Source organism: Streptomyces albiaxialis, from assembly GCF_039530985.1.
Classification (GTDB): domain Bacteria; phylum Actinomycetota; class Actinomycetes; order Streptomycetales; family Streptomycetaceae; genus Streptomyces; species Streptomyces albiaxialis.
Genome location: NZ_BAAAPE010000007.1, coordinates 1,093,069 through 1,110,061, shown reverse-complemented (window position 1 = coordinate 1,110,061; position 16,993 = coordinate 1,093,069). Strand labels below are relative to the sequence as shown.

General features: G+C 70.9%; 14 protein-coding genes and 1 pseudogene. 7 read left to right on the top strand and 8 right to left on the bottom strand.

Going from position 1 to position 16,993, the window contains the following annotated elements:
* Positions 1–116 precede the first annotated feature (116 nt).
* Positions 117–1,850: a lysine--tRNA ligase gene (lysS, locus tag ABD343_RS16140; RefSeq protein WP_344528465.1), complete on the top strand. Its 1,734-nt coding sequence runs from the start codon at positions 117–119 to the stop codon at positions 1,848–1,850.
* Between the two features lie 66 nt (positions 1,851–1,916).
* Here the strand turns inward: lysS and ABD343_RS16135 are convergent, their stop codons facing one another.
* From ABD343_RS16135 to ABD343_RS16115, 5 genes are all read right to left on the bottom strand, one after another.
* Positions 1,917–3,236: a DUF2637 domain-containing protein gene (locus ABD343_RS16135; RefSeq protein ID WP_344528463.1), complete on the bottom strand. Its 1,320-nt coding sequence runs from the start codon at positions 3,234–3,236 to the stop codon at positions 1,917–1,919.
* A gap of 99 nt (positions 3,237–3,335) precedes the next feature.
* Positions 3,336–4,031 (bottom strand): DUF3558 domain-containing protein, encoded by a 696-nt coding sequence (locus ABD343_RS16130; protein ID WP_344528462.1) that lies wholly within the window; start codon positions 4,029–4,031, stop codon positions 3,336–3,338.
* Positions 4,032–4,184: 153 nt separating this feature from the next.
* The gene (locus tag ABD343_RS16125; RefSeq protein WP_344528460.1) at positions 4,185–5,114 is read right to left on the bottom strand and encodes a hypothetical protein; all 930 of its coding nucleotides are present in this window, start codon (positions 5,112–5,114) and stop codon (positions 4,185–4,187) included.
* Between the two features lie 305 nt (positions 5,115–5,419).
* Complete coding sequence (locus tag ABD343_RS16120) at positions 5,420–5,755, bottom strand: YnfA family protein (protein WP_344528458.1); 336 nt, start codon at positions 5,753–5,755, stop codon at positions 5,420–5,422.
* A 174-nt stretch (positions 5,756–5,929) separates the two neighbouring features.
* The gene (locus ABD343_RS16115; RefSeq protein WP_344528456.1) at positions 5,930–7,471 is read right to left on the bottom strand and encodes an FAD-dependent monooxygenase; all 1,542 of its coding nucleotides are present in this window, start codon (positions 7,469–7,471) and stop codon (positions 5,930–5,932) included.
* Between the two features lie 109 nt (positions 7,472–7,580).
* On the opposite strand from ABD343_RS16115, the pseudogene ABD343_RS16110 reads away from it, so the two are divergent.
* A pseudogene (locus ABD343_RS16110) lies at positions 7,581–8,144 on the top strand (TetR/AcrR family transcriptional regulator); the annotation flags it as partial.
* Positions 8,145–8,642: 498 nt separating this feature from the next.
* Positions 8,643–10,400, top strand: coding sequence for a BCCT family transporter (locus ABD343_RS16105; protein WP_344528454.1), 1,758 nt, complete (start codon positions 8,643–8,645; stop codon positions 10,398–10,400).
* Positions 10,401–10,523: 123 nt separating this feature from the next.
* On the opposite strand, the gene ABD343_RS16100 is transcribed toward ABD343_RS16105, so the two are convergent.
* On the bottom strand, positions 10,524–11,498 hold the full coding sequence (locus ABD343_RS16100) for a DUF389 domain-containing protein (protein ID WP_344528452.1): 975 nt from the start codon (positions 11,496–11,498) through the stop codon (positions 10,524–10,526).
* Between the two features lie 48 nt (positions 11,499–11,546).
* The gene (locus ABD343_RS16095; protein WP_344528450.1) at positions 11,547–12,617 is read right to left on the bottom strand and encodes an EamA family transporter; all 1,071 of its coding nucleotides are present in this window, start codon (positions 12,615–12,617) and stop codon (positions 11,547–11,549) included.
* 81 nt (positions 12,618–12,698) lie between these two features.
* Here ABD343_RS16095 and ABD343_RS16090 point away from each other — a divergent pair, with 81 nt between their 5' ends.
* Complete coding sequence (locus tag ABD343_RS16090; RefSeq protein WP_344528449.1) at positions 12,699–13,178, top strand: Lrp/AsnC family transcriptional regulator; 480 nt, start codon at positions 12,699–12,701, stop codon at positions 13,176–13,178.
* Between the two features lie 6 nt (positions 13,179–13,184).
* On the opposite strand, the gene ABD343_RS16085 is transcribed toward ABD343_RS16090, so the two are convergent.
* Positions 13,185–13,619 (bottom strand): hypothetical protein, encoded by a 435-nt coding sequence (locus ABD343_RS16085; protein WP_425578187.1) that lies wholly within the window; start codon positions 13,617–13,619, stop codon positions 13,185–13,187.
* Positions 13,620–14,019: 400 nt separating this feature from the next.
* Here ABD343_RS16085 and hemL point away from each other — a divergent pair, with 400 nt between their 5' ends.
* The 3 genes from hemL (at position 14,020) to ABD343_RS16070 (ending at position 16,987) form a co-directional block, all read left to right on the top strand.
* Positions 14,020–15,348 carry a glutamate-1-semialdehyde 2,1-aminomutase gene (gene hemL, locus ABD343_RS16080; protein WP_344528629.1) on the top strand — a complete coding sequence of 443 codons (1,329 nt, stop codon included), beginning with the start codon at positions 14,020–14,022 and terminating at the stop codon, positions 15,346–15,348.
* 122 nt (positions 15,349–15,470) lie between these two features.
* Positions 15,471–16,175 carry a histidine phosphatase family protein gene (locus ABD343_RS16075; RefSeq protein WP_344528445.1) on the top strand — a complete coding sequence of 235 codons (705 nt, stop codon included), beginning with the start codon at positions 15,471–15,473 and terminating at the stop codon, positions 16,173–16,175.
* 209 nt (positions 16,176–16,384) lie between these two features.
* On the top strand, positions 16,385–16,987 hold the full coding sequence (locus ABD343_RS16070) for a TlpA family protein disulfide reductase (RefSeq protein WP_344528443.1): 603 nt from the start codon (positions 16,385–16,387) through the stop codon (positions 16,985–16,987).
* Positions 16,988–16,993 lie beyond the last annotated feature (6 nt).

Sequence of the window (16,993 nt, the reverse complement as noted above, 5' to 3'; positions counted from 1 at the left end):
CGTTCCGTCGGGTGGTCTGTGAGCCCTCCCAGTATCCCACGGGGCCGCCACCGCTTTTCCGGATGGGAGAATGGGGCGGCAGGCTTGTTACGCACAGAGAGAAGGAAGTGCCGGACGTGGCTCAGACCACTCATGAGGCCGACTGGGTCTCCCGTATCGCCGATGAGGTCATCGCCGAGTCGGAGCGTCGTGCCCCCGGCAAGAAAATCGTCTGCGCGTCCGGGCTGAGCCCCTCCGGCCCGATCCACCTCGGCAATCTGCGCGAGGTCATGGTGCCGCACCTGGTCGCCGACGAGATCAGGCGGCGCGGCGTGGAGTGCGAGCACATCATCTCCTGGGACGACTACGACCGGTTCCGCAAGGTCCCGGCCGGGGTCGAGGGCGTCGACGCGTCGTGGAGCGAGCACATCGGCCGCCCGCTGACCGCCGTCCCTGCGCCCCCCGGCAGCCCGTACGAGAGCTGGGGCCAGCACTTCAAGGCGGCCATGGAGGCCTCCCTCGTCGAGCTGGGCGTCGAGTACCGCGGCATCAGCCAGACGGAGATGTACACCGGCGGGGCCTACCGCGAGCAGATCCTCTTCGCGATGCGCCGCCGCCAGGACATCGACGCGGTCCTCGACCGCTACCGGACGCTGGAGAAGGCCGGCGCGAAGAAGCCGAAGAAGCAGCAGAAGCCCGCCGACGAGGCCGAGGTCGAGGCCGCCGAGGGCTCCGGCGCCGCGAGCGAGGACGACGGCTCCACGGGCTCCGGCGCGTACTACCCGTACAAGCCGTACTGCACGGTCTGCGGCCGCGACCTGACGACCGTGACGGCGTACGACGACGAGTCCACCGAGCTGGCCTACACCTGCCAGTGCGGGCACGGCGAGACGGTGCTGCTGCGCGAGTTCGACCACGGCAAGCTGGTGTGGAAGGTCGACTGGCCGATGCGCTGGGCGTACGAGGGCGTCGTCTTCGAGCCCTCCGGCGTGGACCACCAGTCGCCGGGCTCGTCGTTCGTCGTCGGCGGTCAGCTCGTGAAGGAGATCTTCGGGGCCGAGCAGCCGCTCGGCCCGATGTACGCCTTCGTGGGCATCAGCGGCATGGCCAAGATGTCCTCGTCCAAGGGCGGCGTGCCGACCCCGGCGGACGCGCTCCAGATCATGGAGGCCCCGCTGCTGCGCTGGCTGTACGCCCGCCGCAAGCCGAACCAGTCGTTCAAGGTCGCCTTCGACCAGGAGATCCAGCGGACGTACGACGAGTGGGACGCGCTCGGCCGCAAGATCGCGGACGGCAGCGCCCAGCCCGCCGACATCGCCGCGCACACCCGCGCGTCGACGACCGCGCTCGGCCCGCTCACCGCCACCCCGCGCCCGCTCCCGTACCGCACGCTCGCCTCGGTCACCGACATCACCGGCGGCGAGAAGGAGCAGACGCTGCGGATCCTGAGCGAGCTGGACCCGGAGCACCCGGTGCACGCGCTGGACGAGGTCCGGCCGCGGCTCGACCGCGCGCACCGCTGGGTCACCACCCAGGTCCCGGAGGACCAGCGCACCCGCGTGCGCGACGAGCCGGACACCGGGCTGCTGGCCTCGCTGGACGACACCCAGCGCGAGTCGCTGCGGCTGCTGCTGGACGGGCTGGACGAGCACTGGTCGCTCGACGGGCTGACCCAGCTCGTCTACGGCGTGCCGAAGGTGCAGGCCGGGCTCGACCCGGACGCCAAGCCGACCCCGGAGCTGAAGGTCGCCCAGCGCGGCTTCTTCGCGCTGCTGTACCGGCTGCTGGTCGGGCGCGAGACGGGCCCGCGACTGCCCACGCTGCTGCTGGCGGTGGGCCAGGACCGGGTGCGCAAGCTGCTGGCGGCGTAGGGCGGTACGGGATGCGGGGTCCCGGAACCCGGGCCCGGGTTCGGGTTCGGGTTCCGGGGCCCGGGGTCAGCCCGCGAGGCCCATCTCGGTGTTGTAGCGGTCCTTGAACTCGCGCATGTACGTGAGGAGATAGCTCTCGCTGAGCAGCCCGCCGTCGGCGGTCGTCACGCCGAAGTCCTCGTGGAGCGTACGGGCGAGCTGGCGGGCGTTGGGCCGGATGCCCTGCGCGGCGACGTACTGGCGGTACGCCTCGAAGTACATCTCCTCGCGCGGTATCCCGTCCGGTATCCCGACGGGCTGGTCGTCGGGGACGGCGGGCGAGGAGAGCGTCCGCCGACGCCCGCCGGGCGTCACGGGAACGGTCACGCGGGGGCCGGGATCGTGCTGCTCGGCGACGGCGGCTGAGACGGCGTACGCGGGCTCGGGCTCGGGTTCGGGCGTCGGTGCGGGCTCGGGCGTCGGCGGCGCGGGCTCCGCGACCGGCGCGGGCGCGGGCCCGGGTTCCGGTTCGGGTGCGGGTTCGGGGTGGGGCGTGGCTTGCGGCTCCGGCGCGGGGGCGGGCTCGGGCTCGGGTTTCACCAACGGGGCGGATTCGGGGGCCTGTTCGGCGCCGGGCGTCGACGCGGTCGCGGTCGCGGGAACTGGTTCGGCGAGGAGTTCGGGGCCGGGGCCGGGGCCGGTTGTGGGGGCGGCCGCCTGGAGGGCCTCCGGCGGCGTGGGCACCGTCGTCAGGCTCTTGGCGAGCGGCACCCCGTAACGCGCGAGCTTCAGCGGCATCAGCGCCTCGACGGGCGCCTTGCGCCGCCACGCGCGCCCGTAACGCGCCCTCAGCCGCGTCTCGTAGACGAGCCGGTCCTGCTCCATCCGGATCACCTCGTCGTACGAGCGCAGCTCCCACAGCTTCATCCGGCGCCACAGCCGGAACGTGGAGGGGAACGCCAGCAGCCAGCGCGACAGCCGTACGCCCTCCATGTGCTTGTCGGCGGTGATGTCCGCGACGCGGCCGATCGCGTGCCGCGCGGCCTCGACCGTGACGACGAAGAGCACGGGGATCACCGCGTGCATCCCGACCCCGAGCGGATCGGGCCACGCGGCGGCACCGTTGAACGCGATGGTGGCGGCCGTCAGCAGCCAGGCGGTCTGGCGCAGCAGCGGGAAGGGGATGCGGATCCAGGTGAGGAGCAGGTCGAGCGCGAGGAGGACGACGATGCCCGCGTCGACGCCGATCGGGAAGTAGGGCGCGAAGGCGCCGAAGCCCTTCTTCTCCGCGAGATCGCGAACGGCCGAGAACGATCCGGCGAAACCGATCGCTGCGATCACCACGGCGCCGGTGACGACGACCGCGATGAGTATGCGGTGTATTCGCGTGAGTTGTACGCCCTGCACTGGAGTTGTCCCCCACCCTCGGAAACTGGCGGGCCCAGCCTGGCATACGCGTCAAGGCGGAAGGCGCCCTCCGGGAGAACTCCGGAGGGCGCCCGCGCGCTACTTGATGTTGGTGATGGCTTCCTTCGCGGCCTTCTCGGCCTTCTTCTTCAGGTCCTCGGCCTTGGGCGTCTTGCCGTCCTCGAAGCCCGCGCCCTCGTAGTCCACGGTCACGACCACGTTGGCCGTGCGGGCGACGAAGCGCTCGCCGGTGAAGTCCTCGGACTTGCCCTTCGAGTCCTTCTTCTTGGTCTCGTAGCTGACCGAGGTGGCCTGGTCGCCGGCGCCGGCGACATCGGCCTGCTTGGTCTTCTTGTTGTCCTTGTTGTCCATGGTCTCGCCGACGCGCTCGTCCAGGAACCGACCGGCGCGCTTGTCGCCGGTGCCCAGCGAGGCCTCGGAGTCGAAGCGCTTGAGCGAGATCGTCAACTGCCGGTAGTCGTACTTGTCCAGGCCGCTCCACAGGCAGCTCGTGGAGTCGTTGGCGTCGCCGGAGCCGACGCGCTTGCCCGCCTCGTTGTCGGACTTGGGGACCAGGTCCTTGACCGTGCCCTTGCCGATGCTCTTGCAGGAGTCGGGCAGCTCCTTGAACTTCGCGGGCGCGACCTTCGCCGGCTTGGACTTGCTGGCGGAGGCCGAGGGCGCGTCCTCCCCGCCGTTGTCGGAGTCCGAGGAGCAGCCGGCGACCAGCAGGACGGGCAGCGCGACTGCCGCACAGGCGAGAGTACGGGCGATGCGCGGGGCGTTTCGGTGCATGGTTCCTTCGCTTCCGGGGATTCTTCGTTTCTGGAGGCTGAGGGGTGGCTTTGCTGGACGGCACGGTACGCGGCTCATGAGGCGCCGTGGGCGATTCGTGGCACCGCCCACGCGTGTGTCAGGTCACCCCGGGCCGGGCACGGCCCGCGCGGCTCACTCCTCCTCGAACTGTCCGACGAGCTGTTCCGCGAGCTCGTGGGCCTTCCGCTGGAGCTCTCGGCTGCCCGGGATCCGGTGCTTGTCGGTGACCCACTGGTCGTACTCGACCGTCGCGATCACGTTGGCCGTCCGGAAGACCAGGGTGATGTCCCGGTGGACGCCGGAGTCCTCAGTGTCCAGTTTGTCGTTGATGTAGGCGGCGTCGCCAATGCCGTCCAGCGTACGAGGAGAGAGCTGCTCGCCCGTCCCGTCCTGGGTGGCGTCCGTCTCATCCGCGCTCGCGCCGTCGCCCTCGGCGTCGCCCTTCTCCTTGTCCTTCCCGGACTTCTCCGCGCCGTCCTTCTCCTTGTCTCCCTTGCCCTTCTCCCCGCTCCCGTCAGGGGATTCGGAGGGATCGGGGGAGTCGGAGTCCTCGGAGTCGCCGGTCTCGTCGGCGGCGTCGTCGCTCTCTTCCGGGGTGGGACTGGTGAGGGGGATGTCCGCCTTGGTGGCCTTTCTCTCATAGAGCAGTCCGGCCTGCTCGTCGTCGCTGACCGCCGGATCGTAGGAGACGACGCGCTCGAAGTCGATCGAGAGATGCCGGGTGCCGAGCGTGGTGGCGCTCTTCCAACGGCAGCCCACCCGCCGGTCCGTGTCATACGTCACGCTGGCCTCGCCCTCGTACGGCGAGGGGCTGGGGTCGTCACTTCCCGAGCCGTCGTCCGTGGCCTCCTCCTCGGCGGCGGCGCCGGGGAGCAGGTCCCTGAGCGTGGCGACGCTGACGGTCCCGCAGGCCTCGGGCAGGGTGCGGTGCTTGCCGGGGGGCGCGGTGGACGCGGTCGCCGAGGGATCGCCGGGTTTGGTGTCGGTCTCGTCGGCCGGATCGGAGGAGCCGGTGCAGGCGGCGAGGGCACCCGTCAGCAGGAGGGCCAGGGCGGCACTCACGCCGCCTGTGGCATACCTCGCAAGCGCGGCACACGTCCTTGCCCTCCACGGCACGGCTGCCTCCTGGTCCTGTCGAACTTGTTCAGCCGCCAGTTGGGGCGGTGGACAACAATGTCTATCGCACAGGCCGCACGCCCGTCCGGTCGGCCGGTGGCTATGTTGGCCAAAGTCAGTCTTTTCCGTTTTGCGCCGCACCCGGCCCGCTGACCAGCGGGCTTACGGCGACCACGCGCCCCTGTGGAGTCAACGTGCCGAGGGTCACGGTCGTGCCGGTCCCTCTGGCCCGAAGCTCCGGGGACACCGCCTCAGTTGCCCCGGGGTGCGTACATGATCACCGCTACCCCGGCGAGACAGATCAGCGCCCCCGTCACGTCCCAGCGGTCGGGACGGAAGCCGTCCATCGCCATGCCCCAGGCCAGCGACCCGGCGACGAACACTCCGCCGTAGGCCGCGAGGATGCGGCCGAAGTTCGCGTCGGGCTGGAGCGTGGCCACGAACCCGTACACCCCCAGGGCCAGCACGCCCGTGCCGATCCAGATCCATCCCCGGTGCTCGCGGACGCCCTGCCAGACCAGCCAGGCGCCCCCGATCTCGAACAGCGCGGCGAGGACGAACAGCGGGACGGAGCGGGCGATCATCATGGCCGCAGACTAGGCGCCCACCCTGCGCGGCGGTCTCACGCCGTGGCCTCATGCCGCGGCAGACAGCCCCACGCCGAGGGTCTCGCGCCCAGGCCTATCGCCGAGGTAGGCAGCCTCACGCCGAGGGCTCGCGACGGGGCAGACAGCCTCACGCGGTGGCCTCGCGCCGATGCCTTACGCCGTGGTCTCGGGCCCGGTCCAGGCGGTGAGCGCCTGTCGCAGCGCGGCGGCGGTCGGCTCGCCGTCGGCCGCCCACGCTATGTGCCCGTCGGGACGGATCAGGAGGGTGTGCTTGCCCCCTCGCGCGTACTCGGCGTGGACGACGCGGGGGTCCTCCTCGCGGGCCCTGATGGAGCCCCGGGGCGTCACCAGGACGAACCGGCCCTCGCGCAGCGCCTCATAGAGCCGCCCGGAGGCGAGCGCCAGGTCGGGGGCGCGCTTTCCGGCCAGGGGGTGGGCGCCGTCCGGTGTCGCGTACGCGAAGGAGAGGCCCGAGATGGTGCGCATCGCGCGGCGGCCGAGGGGCCGGATCCGGTTGACCGCCCCGGCCGTGAGCGTGCGCAGGAGCGCGCTGCCGGGGGCGGTCATGATCGCGAGCCGGATGATCGCTCCGCTGGAGCGCAGCACCTGCTTGCCCACCGGGTGCCGCTCGGTCTCATAGGTGTCCAGCAGGGACTCGGGTGACCGGCCCTGGAGGACCATCGAGAGCTTCCAGCTCAGGTTGGCCGCGTCCTGCAGGCCCGTGTTCATCCCCTGGCCGCCGGCGGGGGAGTGGACATGCGCCGCGTCGCCCGCGAGGAAGGCGCGGCCCACGCGATAGGACGGGGCCTGGCGCTCGTCGCTGTGGAAGCGGGACATCCAGCGCGGGTCGTGCATCCCGAAGTCCGTGCCGAGCGCCCGCCGGGTGAAGTCCTTCACCTCGTCCAGCTCGACCGGCTCGCCGTCGGGGAGCTGGCGGTCGCGGGACCAGCCCATCACCCGATACCACCCGTCGCCGAACGGGGCGGCCAGGGCGAAGGCCCGGTCCGTCGCGGCGACGGCGAAGGGCGAGGCGGGCGGATCGGACAGTCGCACGTCCGCGAGGACGATGGAGCGGATCACCGACTTGCCGGGGAACGGCAGCCCGAGGGCCTCCCTGATGGTGCTGTGCACTCCGTCGGTGCCGACGAGATAGCGGCCGCGGAGCGTGGACACCCCGGACGCGCCCTCGTCCAGATCGACCTCGGCCCCTTCCGCGTCCTGGCGCAGCGCGGTCACCTTCGCGCCGTGCCGGAAGACGACGCCCGCCTTGCGGGCCCGGGCCTCCAGCAGCCGCTCCACCTGGAACTGCGGGGTGACCAGCACGAACGGGAAGCGGGTGGGGAGGCGGGTGGGGTCGAGGGTCGCGTGGCCGAACAGCCGGAGGCGGTCCACGGGGTGGCCCACGGCGATCAGCTCTTCGGCCAGACCGCGCGCGTCGAGCTGCTCCAGCGTGCGGGCGTGCACGACGAGGGCGCGGGTGAGATTGCTCGTCTCGCCGGACCGGCGCTCGACGAGGGTGACGGAGTGGCCGGACGCCGCGAGATCGCCCGCGAGCAGCAGGCCGGTCGGACCCGCCCCGACCACGATCACGTCCGTGTCCACGGCGCGCGCGGGGTCCGCTGCGGGGCCGGTCGCGGGGCTGGTGGCAGGGCCGGTGGCGTGGGCTGAGCTGGTGGAACCGGTGGTGCGTGACATCGCTGCCTCCCTGAACAGGGCCGGGTCAACACTTGTTGGTCAACGCTTGTTGGCACATTAGAGCCGCGACCAGTGGCGCGTCAACACCTGTTGGCCTACAGTTGTTGACATGACCGAAACTCCAGCCCGCCGCTCCGACGCGACGCGGGCCGCGATCCTCCGCGCGGCGCGCGACTGCTTCGCGGCCGACGGGTACGAGCGGGCGACGATCCGCCTCATCGCCCGCGAGGCCGGAATCGACCCGGCGATGGTGATGCGCTACTACGGGAACAAGGCGGGGCTCTTCGCCGCCGCCTCCGAGTTCGACCTGCGCCTGCCCGACGTCTCGTACGTGCCGAGGGCGCACATCGGCGGCGCCCTCGTCGGCCACTTCGTGGGCCGCTGGGAGGAGGACGAGACGCTGACGGCGCTGCTGCGCGTGGCCGCCACGAACGCCGAGGGTGCCGAGCGGATACGCGACATCTTCAGCAAGCAGCTCGCCCCCGTCGCCGAGATCGTGAGCCCCGAGCCGGAGTGGGCGCACACGCGTGCGGCCCTGGTCGCCTCGCAGATCCTCGGCCTCGCGCTGGGGCGCTATGTGCTGGGCCTGCCGCCCGTCGCCCGGCTCTCCCGGGAGGAGGTCGTCGCCTGGGTGGCGCCCACGGTCCAGCGCTATCTGACGGGTGAGCTGCCCGAGGGGCTCACGGCCCCGGAGTCCCCGGGGGAGCCCCCGGAGGAGTCCTCAAGGGGGTCCTCGGGGGAGCCCCTGGAAGAGTCCTCAAGGCGGCCCCCGGAGGAGTCCTCGGAGATGCGCTCGGGGGCCCTCGGGGAGCCCTGGGAGGGCTCCCTCGGAGCCCCCTGAAATGACGCTCAATGCCGCGCACCCGTGTGGCGTTGGCGCGTCGTTGCCGCCTCTTAGCTGTGCTTCGCCGTGCTTCGCGGCAAGGTCGGCCCTAGGCTGGCCGCTGTTTTCATGTTGACGTACAGCGTGATCATGACAACTGACGGCACGTCATGGACAGTTGCCGGTACGGAAGTTGGGCGGAATGTAAAGGTTTGGGCAATGCGTATGACCGGATTAGTTTCGACGAACCCGGGTAGCGGCCCTCCGGATTCATGTCAGGAAGCTCAGCAGATCACTGCAGATCAAGAGAGGTCCGGATGCACGCCGGAGGAAGGGCGATAGGGCAAAGTGAAACATGAGACAGAGGAGGCACATGCCTCCAGCGGGGGTCTGGCCCGTGGCCCGCAGACAGACCGAGTGGTATTCGGCGTCACGGCGGTATTGACCCTTGCCTTTGTTGTCTGGGGCGCGGTCGGGACGGACTCCCTCGGGAACGTCTCGGCCGACATGCTGGACTGGACGATGCACAACGGCGGTTGGGCCTTCGTGCTCGCCGCCTCCGGCTTCGTGATCTTCTCCCTGTGGCTGGCCTTCAGCCGGTACGGCAAGATCACCCTTGGGAAGGAGGGGGAGGAGCCGGAGTTCAAGACCGTGTCCTGGGTCGCGATGATGTTCAGCGCGGGCATGGGCATCGGTCTGATGTTCTACGGCGTGAGCGAGCCGCTCACCCACTTCAGTGCACCGCCCCCCGGCACCGACCCGCCGGACGACGCGGCCAAGATGTCGACGTCCATGGCGACCACGCTCTTCCACTGGACGCTGCACCCGTGGGCGATCTACGCGGTGGTCGGCCTGGCCATCGCGTATAGCTGTTTCCGGCGGGGGCGCCGTCAGACGATCAGCGCGGTGTTCACCCCGCTCATCGGCAAGAAGAACGCGAACGGGCCGGTCGGCAAGGTCATCGACATTCTGGCGATCTTCGCGACCCTGTTCGGTTCCGCCGCCTCGCTCGGTCTGGGCGCGCTCCAGATCGGCAGCGGCATGAAGGAAGCCGACTGGATGGACGACGTCAGCACCGGGCTGCTCGTCGCCATCATCGTCGTGCTCACGGCGTGCTTCATCCTCTCTGCCGTCTCCGGCGTCGAGAAGGGCATCCAGTGGCTGTCCAACACCAACATGGTGCTGGCCGGGATGCTCGCCCTGTTCGTCTTCATCGCGGGGCCGACGATCCTGATGCTGGACATGGTGCCGACGTCGCTGGGCGCCTTCTTCGGTGATCTGCCGCAGCTCATGGGCCGTACGGACGCGAGCAGCGGCAAGGGCGTCGCCGACTGGCTCGCGGGCAACACGGTCTTCTACTGGGCGTGGTGGATCTCCTGGACGCCGTTCGTGGGCATGTTCATCGCCCGCATCAGCCGGGGCCGCACCATCCGCCAGTTCGTCGGCGGCGTCATCCTCGTGCCGAGCGTCGTGTCCCTGATCTGGTTCGCGATCTTCGGCGGTACGTCGATGAAGCTGGAGGCCGACGGGAAGGGCCTGGCGAAGCTCGGTCAGGAGGCGCAGTTCTTCTCGCTGCTCCGCGAGTACCCGCTCGCGGGCGTCACCGGCCTGCTGGTCATGATCCTCGTGGCGATCTTCTTCGTCTCGGGCGCCGACGCCGCGTCGATCGTCATGGGCACGCTCTCCCAGAAGGGCACGATGGAGCCGTCCCGGCTCGTCGTGATCGCCTGGGGCGCCCTGACCGGTGCGGTGGCCGCGGTCATGCTGATGATCGGCGGTGGTGGGGACAAGGCCCTGGAAGGCCTGAAGAACCTCACGATCCTGGTGGCCGTCCCGTTCACCGTCGTCATGGTCGGACTCTGCGTGTCGCTCCTGCGTGACCTGCGCAGGGACCCGCTGATCATCCGTGGCGAGGTCGGCGAGGAGGTCGTCAGCAGCGCGGTCATCGCCGGTAACGAGCTGTACGACGGCGACTTCGAGATCCGTATCGGCCCCGCGTCGCCGGACTCGCCGGACAAGGAAGCGGCGGATGTCATGCCCGAGGACGCCGATGACAGCGTAGGGGTGACGGTGAAGAAGGGGGGCGTCGATCCCGCCGATGAGTGACGGGACGGCAGCCGCTCCCCGCTGAGCCCCCCCCACGGGCGCAGGCACCACGGGAGCACAGCGGATGCACCACGGGCGCCCCGCCGCGGCGATGACGATGCCGCGGCGGGGCGCCTTGCGCGTTCAGGAGCCCGTGGCGCCCGTGGAGCGTGCGCCCGGGGCGCGTGCGGAGGTACGGCCGCGCATGCGGGCCCAGAAGAGCTTCTGGCCCAGCAGCGTGAGCGTCCCGGCGAGCAGGATGCCGCCGAGGTTGACGAGGAGCTGGGCGAACGAGCCCCAGGTCTCGGTCAGGTTGCCGTAGCTGAGCGCCAGCGCGGCGTTCGCGGCGGCGGGCACCGTGGTCACCGAGATCGCGACGCCCACCAGCGCGCCCGACTTCGACGAGGTCAGCGAGAGGATCCCGGCGACGCCCGCGAGCAGCGCGACCACGAACGACATCGCGTCCGGCTGCCACACGAACTCGCTCACCGGGTGCGGCTTGAGGAAGTCCTCCTTCGAGAACAGCCCGACCCCGTCCATCACCAGGCTGAACGCGCCCGTCAGCAGCATCGCCACCGGGAAGCCCACCAGCAGCGCGGTCAGCGAGCGCAGCGCGAGCCGGGGCGCGCGCCGTACGAGCCCCGTGCACACCCCCGCGAGCGGGCCGAACTCCGGGCCGACGACCATCGCGCCGACGATCAGGATCGCGCTGTCCGTCAGCACGCCGCAGGCCGCGAGCATCGTGGCCACGGTGAGGAAGGCGAGATAGGTGACCGTCAGCCGCGACTCCTCGTGCGTGGCCTCGGACAGCGACTCCCAGAGCACCGCGTCGACGCCCTCACCGGGAGCGTCCTCCTGGGCCCGGTCCGCGCGTTCGGACAGCGACAGGTCGATGTTCTCGACGGATATCGAACCGTGCTCGGTGAGGCCCGAGGAGCGCAGGGCGCGCAGCAGATCGTCGCCCGCCTCGCGGGCGACGTCGCACATGATGACGTCGCCCGCGGGCTCGCGTGCCGCGCCCGGCAGCACGACGAGGTGGGCGGTCCCGACCGTCCCCTCCAGGAGCTCGATCACGCTCTCGCTCCGGTCCGCCGGGGCGATCAGTCGCAGGTGCAGCATGGCGGGCAGCGTAGACGAGCGAGGCGGTGGAGAACGCGCCTCCGCAGCTCACCGGCTCCCGGAAGGGCTCCCCGAAGGACTCCCCGAAGGGCTCTCGGACGGGCTCCCGGCCGGGTCCTCCGCTCGGCCCTCGGGGGGCCGCCCCACAGACCCGGAACCGCCCCCGGTTCCGGCCCCCTCGTCCCCGTCGCGGTGGCGGCCGAGGCGGCGGGCCAGCGCCTTTCCGCCGACGATGAGGACGACGGCCCCGACGATGATCCCGCCGCCGAGCAGGACGTTCAGGCTGAGCGCCTCCCCGTCGATCAGCGCGCCCAGCGCGACGGCGACCACGGGGTTGACGTAGGCGTACGTGGCCACGGCGTCGTTGGGGAGGGTCGCGTTGGCGTAGACGTACGCGGTGAAGGCGAGCATCGAGCCGGCGACGACCAGCCACAGGAATCCCACGAGGGAGCGGCCCGAGATCCCGGCGAGGTCCAGCCGCGCGAACTCCCCCGTCAGCGCGCCCAGGACGATCAGCACCACGCCGCCCACCAGCATCTCCAGCGCCGTCACGACCAGCGGATGCTTCGGCAGCGGCACCCGGCGTGCCTGCACCGAGCCGGTCGCCCAGCACAGCGAGGCGAACACGACGAGCGCGGCGGCGCCGACGTGGACCTCCGACCCCGGGCCGCCCATCAGCACCGCCACGCCCGTGGTGCCGAGGACCAGCGCCAGCACCATGGTGAGCGTGACCCGCGTCCGCGTGACCGCCGCGTTGACCAGCACCATCCAGACCGGGACGGTCGCCACGATCAGCGCGGCGAGGCCCGAGTCGAGGTGCACCTCGCCGACGCTCAGCAGCCCGTTTCCGCAGACCAGCATCAGTACGGCGACGACCGTGACGGAGCCCATCTGGCGGCGGGTCGGGCGCTGTTCGCCGCGCGCGTGCCGGGGCCCGACCACCGCGAACATCACCGCGCCCGCGAACAGATAGCGGAAGCCCGCCATGAGCAGCGGGGGGATGGTGTCCACGGCGGCCCTGATGCCCAGGTACGTCGAACCCCAGAAGATCCAGACGGTGACGAGCGCGAGCCAGGGGAGCAGAGGGCGGGTGGACTTTAAAATAGGCTCAGTCGGCATGGAACCTCATTTATGGAAAGTCAATCACCGGAACACCTTCGAGATAATAGGTCCACTCGGGATGGGGTACAAGTTCTCACCATGACCAGACACGTGGATGACGTCGACCGCGAGATCCTGCGCGAGATGGCGCGGGACGGCAGGCAGACGGTGCGGGCGCTGGCCCGGACCGTCGGGCTGTCCGAACCGTCCGTACGGGAGCGGCTCCAGCGGCTGGAGCGCGACGGGGTGATCACCGGCTATCACGCGGCGCTCGACCCGGGGAGCGTCGAGGCGGACACGGCCGCGTACGTCGCGCTGCGGTACGAGCACAGCTCGGAGTCCAAGAAGCGCGTGACGGAGCGGCTGCGGGACGAGCCGGCCGTGCTGGAGCTGCACGAGGTGGCGGGGGAGGACTGCTACTGGCTCAAGGTCCGCACCTCGGGCACGGAGGATCTCGCCGACACGCTGGACCGCATCCGCTCGATCCCCTCGGTGACGGGCACGAAGACGACGATCGTGCTCCGTACGGTCTTCGAGCGGCCGCTGCGTCCCGACGGCCCCCCGGCGGAGGGGAAGTGACGGACCCTAGGGCCACACCAGGCAGTATGCCTGGTGGCCGGCCTCGTGGAGGCGGTCGGAGAAGTCCTGCCAGCGGTGCAGGAGTTGGTACACGTTGAACGCGTCCTGGGGGCCCGCGCGGTCCGGGACGGTGGACCAGATGAAGGCCGCGGCGCCCACCGACTCCTCGCCGATGCCGCGCAGCGGGTCGACGACCGTCATGGGGAGCTTCACGACCGCGTAGTCCGGGTGGAGGACGACGAGTTCGAGCGGGGGCACACGATTCAGGGGTATGCCCTCGATGCCGGTCAGGACCATCGCCGCCATCGTCTCGGGCTTGATCTTGGTGAACATGCCGTGCCCCAGCTCGTCACCCCCCAGCTCCTCCGGGCGCATGGAGATCGGCACACGGGCGGCCGTGGCACCGTCCGGTGCCCCGAAGTACTTGTAGGTCACCCCCACGCGGCCACCCCTGCTGCTTCCGCTGTCCGTCCTGTCCGCCGCACCGCGCCCACGGGCCTCGGGCCGGGACTCGCCGCGGGCCTCGGGCCGGGCCTCACCGCGGCCGCGCTGGTCCTGCGCGCGGGCGTCTCGTGCGCGCCGGTGGCGTCCTGGCGCGCGCTCGGGGCCTGCCTCAAAAGGGCCGCCGGTCCCCTCTCCCAGTCCGCCACCGCGATGCATGTCACCACCCGACCGCTCGTTCGTAAAACCCGTGAGAAACGGTGCTCACGGGAAACCCGGAATGCACAGAAAGCACAGCCCCCGCCGCGCAACCCGATCATCGTGTCAGAGACCTCCCCGCCTCACGGACTGTGAAACGCCCCCAGACCCCCGCGCGCGAAGCTCTGACACCATGGCTGATGTGACTTACTCGTACGAAGCCCCAGTATCGCAGTCCCTCTTCGACCGCGCCGCCGCCGTGACGCCGGGAGGCGTGAACTCTCCGGTGCGGGCGTTCGGCGCGGTGGGCGGCACGCCCCGTTTCATGGTGTCCGGCTCCGGCCCGTATCTGACGGACGCGGACGGCAGGGAGTACGTGGACCTGGTCTGTTCGTGGGGGCCGATGATCCTCGGGCACGCGCACCCCGAGGTCACGGAGGCCGTGCGGCGGGCCGTGGACCGGGGCACCTCCTTCGGCACGCCGGGCGAGGACGAGGTCGCGCTCGCCGAGGAGATCGCCGGACGTATCGAGCCGGTCGAGCGGGTGCGGCTGGTGTCGTCGGGCACCGAGGCGACGATGTCCGCGATCCGGCTGGCACGCGGGTTCACGGGCCGGTCCAAGGTCATCAAGTTCGCGGGGTGCTACCACGGGCACGTCGACGCGCTGCTCGCCTCCGCCGGGTCCGGGGTCGCGACCTTCGGCCTGCCGGACACCCCGGGCGTGACGGGCGCGACGGCGGGCGACACGATCGTGCTGCCGTACAACGATCTGGACGCGGTGCGCGAGGCTTTCGCCGCGCACCCGCGCGAGATCGCCTGCGTGATCACCGAAGCCTCGCCGGGCAACATGGGCATCGTCCCGCCGGCCGAGGGCTTCAACCAGGGCCTCAAGGACCTGTGCGCCGCGGACGGCGCGCTCTACGTCTCCGACGAGGTGATGACGGGCTTCCGGGTGAGCAAGCAGGGCTGGTACGGGATCGACGGTGTCACCCCCGACCTGATGACGTTCGGCAAGGTCATGGGCGGCGGCTTCCCGGCCGCGGCCTTCGGCGGGCGCAAGGACGTCATGGACCACCTCGCCCCGGCCGGCCCGGTATACCAGGCGGGCACCCTCTCCGGGAACCCGGTCGCGACCGCGGCGGGTGTCGCCCAGCTCCGGCTCCTCGCCGCCGACGGCTTCGCCGCGTACGAGAAGGTGGACGCCGCCTCGCGCCAGGTGCGGCAGCTCGCGAGCGAGGCGCTGGCCAAGGAGGGCGTGGCGCACACGCTGCAGACGGCGGGCAGCATGTTCTCCGTCTTCTTCGGGGACTTCGGCGAGCGTGGCGTGCGGAACTACGAGGACGCCAAGCGCCAGGAGTCGTTCCGCTTCACGGCCTTCTTCCACGCGATGCTCGCCGAGGGCGTCTATCTGCCGCCGTCCGGCTTCGAGTCCTGGTTCGTCTCCGCCGCGCACGACGAGCGGGCCGTGGAACGGATCGCCGAGGCGCTGCCGGTGGCGGCCCGGGCCGCGGCGGAGGCAGTCGCGGCGTGAGCGGTACGAGCGGCGATCGCGGCGCGAGCGGTACGAGCGGTACGAGCGGCGTCGGCAGCATGACCGGAATGAGTGGAATAGGCGGGATGAGCGGTGCGAGCGGGATGAGCAGAACAGGGGCCATGAGAGACGAGGAAGCGGGCGCGGCGCCGGGGGACAAGACCGTCACCGTCGTCCACGTCATGCGGCACGGCGAGGTGGAGAACCCGGACGGCATCCTCTACGGGCGCCTGCCCGGGTATCACCTCTCGGCACTCGGCAGGGAGATGGCCGACCGGGTCGCCGAGCACCTGGCCGAGCGTGACATCGCCCACGTCGGCGCCTCCCCGCTGGAGCGGGCGCAGGAGACGGCGACGCCGATCGCGAAGGCGCACGGGCTGGACATCGCCACGGACGAGCGGCTGATCGAGGCCGACAACGTCTTCCAGGGCAAGACGTTCGGCGTCGGCGACGGCGCGCTGCGCAGGCCGGAGAACTGGCGCCATCTGCGCAATCCGTTCCGCCCGTCCTGGGGCGAGCCGTACCTCGACCAGGTCGTACGGATGCGCGGGGCGCTGGAGCGCGCGAAGGACGCGGCGAAGGGGCACGAGGCGGTGCTGGTCAGCCACCAGCTCCCGATCTGGATCCTGCGCAGCTTCGTGGAGGGCCGCCGCCTCTGGCACGACCCGCGCCACCGGCAGTGCACGCTCGCCTCGCTCACGAGCTTCACGTTCCTCGGCGACCGGCTGCTGGCCGTCGGGTACACCGAGCCCGCGCGGGACCTCGTCCCCGAGCACCTGCGCGCGGGGGCCCGCCCCAAGAAGGGGGCGAAAGGTTTCGGGGCCTGACGCCTGTCCGGCGGGATCGGCCGATGCCTGAACGGGGCGACTGAGGGCCGGCTGAGGGGCGGGGCAGAGAGCGTGGCCCGTCTGCCACGGGCCTCAGCTCCTCTCCCGTGAGCAGGGTGAGGAATGGGATCACCATGCGCCCGATGGGACCGGCAACGCCTGGAACCCCCAGCGGAAGATCCCTTCGAGGGCCATGCGAAACTTTTCACATGAGCCAGACCCGCCGTGCATCCCGTCGCCTCGCCCTGCTGGCAGCCGGGGCGGCCACCGGTGCGCTCGTCCTGACCGCGTGTGGCAACGGCGAGACCGGATCGGCCTCGGGTGACACGAAGTTCGTGCAGGGTACGGGCCAGATCACCAAGGTGGCCAGCGGAAAACGCCAGACTCCTCCCGACCTGTCCGGAAAGTCCGTCGAGGGCAAGGAACTCAAGCTCTCCGACTACAAGGGCAAGGTCGTCGTCCTGAACGTCTGGGGCTCCTGGTGCAGCCCGTGCCGCGCCGAGGCCCCGAACCTCGCGAAGGTCGCCAAGGACACCCGGGACAAGGGCGTCCAGTTCCTCGGGATCAACACCCGGGACCTGGACAAGGCGAACGCCAAGGCGTTCGAGCGGAACTACGGGGTGACCTACCCCAGCTTCTACGACCCGAGCGGGAAGCTGATCCTCAAGTTCCCCAAGAACACGCTCTCCCCGCAGGCGATCCCCTCCACCCTCATCCTCGACAAGGACGGGAAGATCGCCGTGCGGGCGCTCAAGGAGCTGAGCGAGAAGGAACTGCGCTCCGCCCTCGACCCCCTGATCGAGGCGAAGTGACCCTCC

Coding starts and splice junctions, on each gene's coding strand:
- ABD343_RS16130 (WP_344528462.1), bottom strand. CDS start 4,031: ATGCACCGAAACGCCCCGCGCATCGCCCGTACTCTCGCCTGTGCGGCA.
- ABD343_RS16120 (WP_344528458.1), bottom strand. CDS start 5,755: ATGATGATCGCCCGCTCCGTCCCGCTGTTCGTCCTCGCCGCGCTGTTC.
- ABD343_RS16115 (WP_344528456.1), bottom strand. CDS start 7,471: ATGTCACGCACCACCGGTTCCACCAGCTCAGCCCACGCCACCGGCCCT.
- ABD343_RS16100 (WP_344528452.1), bottom strand. CDS start 11,498: ATGCTGCACCTGCGACTGATCGCCCCGGCGGACCGGAGCGAGAGCGTG.
- ABD343_RS16095 (WP_344528450.1), bottom strand. CDS start 12,617: ATGCCGACTGAGCCTATTTTAAAGTCCACCCGCCCTCTGCTCCCCTGG.
- ABD343_RS16090 (WP_344528449.1), top strand. CDS start 12,699: ATGACCAGACACGTGGATGACGTCGACCGCGAGATCCTGCGCGAGATG.
- ABD343_RS16075 (WP_344528445.1), top strand. CDS start 15,471: ATGAGAGACGAGGAAGCGGGCGCGGCGCCGGGGGACAAGACCGTCACC.
- ABD343_RS16070 (WP_344528443.1), top strand. CDS start 16,385: ATGAGCCAGACCCGCCGTGCATCCCGTCGCCTCGCCCTGCTGGCAGCC.